The 6,175-nt window shown below is 45.9% G+C and carries 6 protein-coding genes; 1 reads left to right on the top strand and 5 read right to left on the bottom strand.

All coding sequences use genetic code 11. The features are described from left to right. A partial coding sequence (gene ppdK / locus QAS77_RS09765) for a pyruvate, phosphate dikinase (protein ID WP_305065267.1) occupies positions 1 to 1,806 on the top strand: 1,806 nt, incomplete at its 5' end. 185 nt (positions 1,807 to 1,991) lie between these two features. Here ppdK and QAS77_RS09760 read toward each other — a convergent pair. From QAS77_RS09760 to dph5, 5 genes are all read right to left on the bottom strand, one after another. Next, entirely contained in the window at positions 1,992 to 2,894 is a 903-nt protein-coding gene (locus QAS77_RS09760; protein WP_305065265.1) for a carbohydrate kinase family protein, read from the bottom strand. Positions 2,895 to 2,908: 14 nt separating this feature from the next. Then, a complete protein-coding gene (locus QAS77_RS09755) occupies positions 2,909 to 3,253 on the bottom strand; it encodes a DUF555 domain-containing protein (RefSeq protein ID WP_172368174.1) in 345 nt (114 codons plus the stop codon). Positions 3,254 to 3,329: 76 nt separating this feature from the next. Next, on the bottom strand, positions 3,330 to 3,611 hold the full coding sequence (locus QAS77_RS09750; RefSeq protein ID WP_172368175.1) for a DUF357 domain-containing protein: 282 nt from the start codon (positions 3,609 to 3,611) through the stop codon (positions 3,330 to 3,332). A 48-nt stretch (positions 3,612 to 3,659) separates the two neighbouring features. Further along, complete coding sequence (locus QAS77_RS09745) at positions 3,660 to 5,333, bottom strand: helicase HerA domain-containing protein (RefSeq protein WP_305065262.1); 1,674 nt, start codon at positions 5,331 to 5,333, stop codon at positions 3,660 to 3,662. Positions 5,334 to 5,433: 100 nt separating this feature from the next. Next, on the bottom strand, positions 5,434 to 6,175 hold a 742-nt coding region (gene dph5 / locus QAS77_RS09740; RefSeq protein ID WP_305065260.1), incomplete at its 5' end, for a diphthine synthase.

The following is a 6,175-nucleotide window of genomic DNA, read 5'->3' as shown; positions in this document are numbered from 1 at the left end:
GATGTGGTTGCAGGTATCAGAACACCACAACCCATCAAAGCCCTCAAGAACACTATGCCTGTGGTCTATGACCAGCTCGTTGATATCTACATGAAACTGGAGGATCACTTCAAGGACATGCAGGACATAGAGTTCACCATAGAGAAAGGCAAACTGTTCATGCTTCAGACAAGGACCGGCAAGAGAACGGCAGCAGCGGCCATTAAGATAGCTACCGAAATGGTCGAAGAAGGACTTATCGATAAAGATACCGCACTCTTAAGGGTCGAGCCTGAACAGATAGACAGACTTCTGCATCCGAACATCGACCCTACCTCAACATACGAGGTAATGGCAACAGGACTTCCTGCATCCCCGGGAGCAGCTGTCGGAGAGGTCGTGTTCACAGCCGAACATGCTGAAGAGATGGCAAAGAATGGTGAGAAGACCATCCTCGTACGTGCAGAGACATCACCTGAAGATATAGGCGGTATGAACGCTGCAGAAGGTATACTGACAGTTCGCGGTGGAATGACATCACACGCTGCTGTTGTCGCAAGAGGCATGGGTAAGCCATGTGTTGCAGGATGCGGCGAGATCACCATCGACATGAAAGAGAAGATCTTCAATGTTGGTGATTATACCGTCAAAGAAGGCAACATGATCTCCATTGACGGCTCCACAGGAAATGTCATTTTAGGAGAGGTCGACCTCATCCTTCCGGGAGTTACTGACGAGCTTGAGACCATACTCAAATGGGCTGACGAAGTACGCACCCTTAAAGTAAGGACAAATGCCGACACACCACATGATGCTGAGGTTGCACGTGATTTCGGTGCAGAGGGAATTGGATTGTGCAGAACAGAGCACATGTTCTTCGGAGAGGACAGGATCCCTGCTGTGCGTGAAATGATAATGGCCGAGGATATCGAGTCCAGAAAAATGGCGCTTAAGAAGCTCCTGCCAATGCAGAGAGAGGACTTTATCGGTATTTTCAAAGCAATGGAAGGATTCCCGGTAACTATCAGGTTACTTGACCCACCCCTCCATGAGTTCCTGCCAGTCCACGAAGAAGTCATGGATAAACTCAGAGAGCTCGAATCTTCGGACACATCCCAAAAAGAAATGGATAGGGTTAAGAAGATAGGCGAACGTATCGAATATCTGAAAGAGATAAACCCAATGCTCGGACACAGAGGATGCCGCCTTGGTATCACATATCCTGAGATATACGAAATGCAGGCACAGGCTATCATCGAAGCTGCATGCGAGCTTTCAAAGGAAGGTATGAAGATAGTACCTGAGATAATGATACCTCTTGTTAGCCACGTAAAAGAGCTTGAGTTCGTCAAGAAACACGTTACCACCGTCGTTGAATCTGTGATGGAAGAAATGGGAATTAAGCTCGACTATCTGGTAGGTACGATGATAGAACTGCCAAGAGCAGCCCTCACCGCAGACCAGATAGCAAAGGAAGCAGAGTTCTTCTCCTTCGGGACTAACGATCTGACACAGACGACCTTCGGATTCAGCAGAGATGATGCAGGTAAGTTCTTGCCATCCTACCTTGAAAGCGGCATCCTTGAGGATGACCCGTTCGCAGTGCTCGACCAGGATGGTGTCGGTCAGCTTGTGAAGATAGGAATCGAAAAAGGACGTGCAACAAGACCTGATATCAAGATAGGCATCTGTGGAGAACACGGCGGAGAACCAAAATCCATAAAGTTCGGACACAACGTCGGACTGAACTATGTCAGCTGTTCACCATTCCGTGTGCCTATTGCAAGACTTGCAGCCGCACACGCAGTCCTTGAGAACAAACAATAAACAACATCAACAATACCGTGTTGAAATACACGGTATTGATAACTTTTTTTTACATAGGATCAATTCTGCTTTGATCACAGGATAACGCAAACCCTTACCTGACAGGTTTTAGTATAGAAATGTGTAAAAATAATTTGTTGTTAGGGAAAACAACGACCTGTTGAAAAAAGGATAATGAAAGGAACTTAACCATCCAAAGATGGAAATGCTCCAAAATGACTTTCATACCTGACAACCATATCATCCCATGTTGGAAGATCGGTCTGGCATCCAACGGTCCCTACTGCAAAGGAAGCAACTGTTGCGCCTATCCTGCCACATACATCAAGAGAATAACCACGCCTGTATGACACAAGGAAACCCGCGCGATAACCATCACCCGCACCTGTAGGATCGAGTGCCTTTACAGGAACTATAGGAATTTCATATTCAGCATCCGCAGTGAATATCTTGCTTCCATCAGCATCGTAAGTGACAACGACAACATCGATCTGCGCCCTGATATCCTCAAAAGAGCTTTCGGTCATCTCACATACCCGCTTTATCTCATGCTTGTTAGTGAAAAGAATATCAGTATTCGAAAGGACAGTTTCAAGATTTTCCCTTGTGTATGTCACAAGGTCCTGCCCCGGATCGAAAGACACGAACTTCGCTTTTTTTGCCATCTTTGCATTGAAATTAGACTCCGAAGTAGCAAGGTGGACAAAATCAACTTCAGGAGGTTCCAGCTCTTTCAGTTTTGCAGAAGCACCCCAATAGAAGTAAGTAGACTGATTATGAAAAGGATCAGTAAAAACATATGCAGCCGTTCCTTTTTCCCCTTTAAGCCTGAAAAGCAGGGAAAGGTCGACACCTAAAGACTCAAGGTATCCCTCGTAGCCGGAAGTTGAAAAATCATCACCCACGGCGGATATCAACTGGGATTTCCCGCCAAGGATAGCAATAGCTGCAACGATATTGGCTGCCCCACCTCCGTAGAAACGCTGATAGTCCACAATAGGATTTGATTCATTGGGACCTGAAATGCCCTCCACATCAAAAAGAAAGTCAATTGCAGCGTGGCCCACAACGGAGATGGAATCAGACATATTCAAACTCCGTTTCAGTCGAACGCTTCAACGTCCACAACGTTCAGAGGAACATCCGTAAGTGCCTTTCCAATAACGGATTTAGCGATCCTTGAAGCATGTTCATCGCTTTCAGCGTCGAATACCTTCATCTCAAGCACAAGACCAACGAGCGCGGTGTTAGCTGCAATGAAAACACTGCCAAATGGCTCACTGCAGGCAGGACAGTAAGTAGTACCCACATCGACCTCTACAAAATCAAGTTTTTTTGGGTTCAATCTTTTACCAGCTTCCGAGATGGCTACCCCAATAGCATCATCCGCTGTTTCTACATCTCTTACCAACCAAGCCGCTTCAAGTGTAACATGATAATTTGTCATCGTTTGATTCTCTCCAAATACTCTATATTTAAAACATTCATTGTTTTCTATTTAAAATAAAATTATTGAATTATCATCATATTGTGAACAACACATCATCATCAACATCGAACACACCAAGACGTGCGCCCGCATCCAACCATGCATGCCCATAACTGAAACATATAAGCGCATTCACGGGGTCTTCAGACTTGATAAAATGTATACCGTCCTCATAATAAGAGCGGGCCATATTCTTGTAATCCTCAGCCACCGTACGCATATGTGAATTCTCGATAGGGCTTATATCGGCTTTAGCAAGAGCTTCTCTCAATAGCCGTTCATACCTTTCGACCTTTTCATTCAGATCTGCTGCCACAATCACACCACTATAAGTACTGCCTTTATAAACCCATCCGTTGAGACATCACTTTTCCGAACCGAATATCTTCTTGAAAAGACCACCGCCTTCTTTCCCCACCTCTTTGGTAGGTGTCCTTTTGGGAGGCGGACTGTTCGAGGAAACTTTCTGCTCCACAGATGCAGGCTTCGGAGAAGGAGGACTTGCTTTTTTAGAAGCACGCTTAACAGGCTCAGGAGGCGCCTTCTTCGAGCTCTTCAAGACATTCACAGATTCACCGCCGTGCTTTGACTTTCTTACCCTGATGTCCACAAGGACCGGTCTTTCAATATCGTTACTCACCAGCATGGCGACACCCGGCGGCAATCGCATAAGTTCGTCCTCCACGAAAGAATTGACACCTTCCAGGCCCTTACTAATGGATTTCAGATCATTTGGATTCGTGACCTTCATAATGACCTGCGTACCACATTGTGAGAGGACGTTCTTGTCGATCCTTGCCGGACGCTGGGATATCACCATCATCCCAAGACCGAACTTTCTCCCTTCCGATGCGATAGTGCGCAGTACCTCAGAACTTACGGTCTTGCTAAATCCTCTTTCAGGTGCAAAATTGTGGGCTTCTTCCACCACAAGCATACCAGGAGGAATCGAGTTCATCTTACGTGCCTCGAAAAGCGCACTGCAAAGACGTGCAACTATCATACTTTGAAGTTCCGGAGGTACACCCTTGAAATCGATGACCGATGCTTTACCATTGCACATAAGCTCATTGAGCTCAGTGGGAGAGGAAGAAAGGATATCTGAATCACGAATATCCTCAAGTACACCCATCACGTTCCAGCGAGCCTTGCTCTCATTGTTCCCGACCTCGAAGATGATATCATCAAGAGTATAGGTTTCCATCTCAGCCCGCAGTTTCTGTATGGCCTCATAGAGAATACCGATATGGGTTGCCGTGAAGTTATCAGGGAAGATAGCTGTCAGGTCCTTTGCCGTCAGATTGTTCCCGTTCAATCTGAAAAGCTCATCGGCATTAGGATTTATCACTTTGTTAGCAGGAGTATAGATAGTAACATCAGAACCATAGCCCTTAGGGGATATGCCAAACTTCTTAAAACCATCATTTTTCGAAGAAGGATCCTTCATTGAAGCATATTCGCTATGAGGATCGATTATCAGAAGGGGAACTTTACGATCAAGCAGTTCCTCGAGCAATACAGCAGCAGTGTATGACTTACCACTACCGGTCTTTGCAAGGATACTGACATGTTTCTGAACAAGGCTGTTCACACTAAGATGAACAGGAATGTCCGTGCCATCCAGCATGCCAATGTACATCTCATTGCCCGAAAGACCTAATGCTGAGCTTATAAGGTCATTGTCTGCCGGGAAAACATCATCTCCAGGGCTGAACGGAGTCTTAGGAGACCTAAGAAGACCGGATGGGTCACGACTTCCTATAACCGTAGCCTCTGCAACTATACGATCTGACCTTTTGTTCGCCTTACTTTCCTTTTTCAGTTCATCGAAGACCTTTTTTGCCTCATCGAAAGAATGTTTGTTATTGGCTACATCGCTTGACCTTTTGATGGATAACACCTGACAAAGCACCCAGCCATCCGACTCGTGCCATGCCTTTACATATTCCCCTCGATGAACGGCAGTACTATCTGAAATAAGGAAGTTAAAACCAAACGAACCGGTCTCACCTGAAATAATTCCTACTGAACCGTGCATTGTCACTCTCTCACGGAAAAAGGTGCTTACGATTTATATCTATTGTGCTTTATGGACAGCTGGATATTGATAAAATTAAAAAGGAGAAAGTGATAAAACATCAATCCACATTCTCAAGGATCTCTTCAGGTGCACCAGCAAGCTTTACAAGAGCTTCTGCTTCGACAAAATGCAGCTCTGCCGGGATCACAACTATATGAAGTGGTCCCCCGAAATCGTAATTCCTTAGAGCTTCAACATAGTCCGCTTTCACCACAGGGGATGGTGAACCAGCACGAGCGACCCCTACTGCGAGGCGATCGTTCATAACACCTTCACCAAGTTTGCCCTCAACCTCAAGCAAGATCTCCATTGCCTGATTGACTGTCATATAGCCTTTGTCCTTGTCTATGTCAAGGAAAACAGCCGTATGGAGTCCTGCTTCGATGTTCTTCTTAATAGTATCATAAGGAGTCTGAGATACCACCCTTACCCCACGGCTGCTCACATAAGGGTGAGGTATGGTGACGGATTTACCAAAACGATAGTTCTGGAGGCCGGAAAGCCCGCATATAGCAGATGCGATGGAAGCTCCGTGTACAAGGGTCGTCTCGATACCCATGTCCGCTGCCCGCAGACGCAGGTCCACATGTGTCGTGGACACCATGGTATCCCCACCTGTCAAAAAGACGACATTCCTGTCCTTCGCACCAACCAACCAATCCTCAGCATGTTGCTCCACATCTTCCCTTGAGAGCACAGTTATCTTCTTTTTATAGAGCTGCTCCATCTTTTCGAGATCAGTTCCCATTAGAATGGAAGTATAGAACTCAACATAGACCTTGTCAGCGTTGTGTATCTTT

The sequence above is a fragment of the Methanococcoides sp. genome (assembly GCF_030594565.1).
GTDB lineage: Archaea > Halobacteriota > Methanosarcinia > Methanosarcinales > Methanosarcinaceae > Methanococcoides > Methanococcoides seepicolus.
The sequence above is the reverse complement of the archived record's forward strand: the minus strand, read 5'-3'. Positions and strand labels throughout refer to the sequence as shown.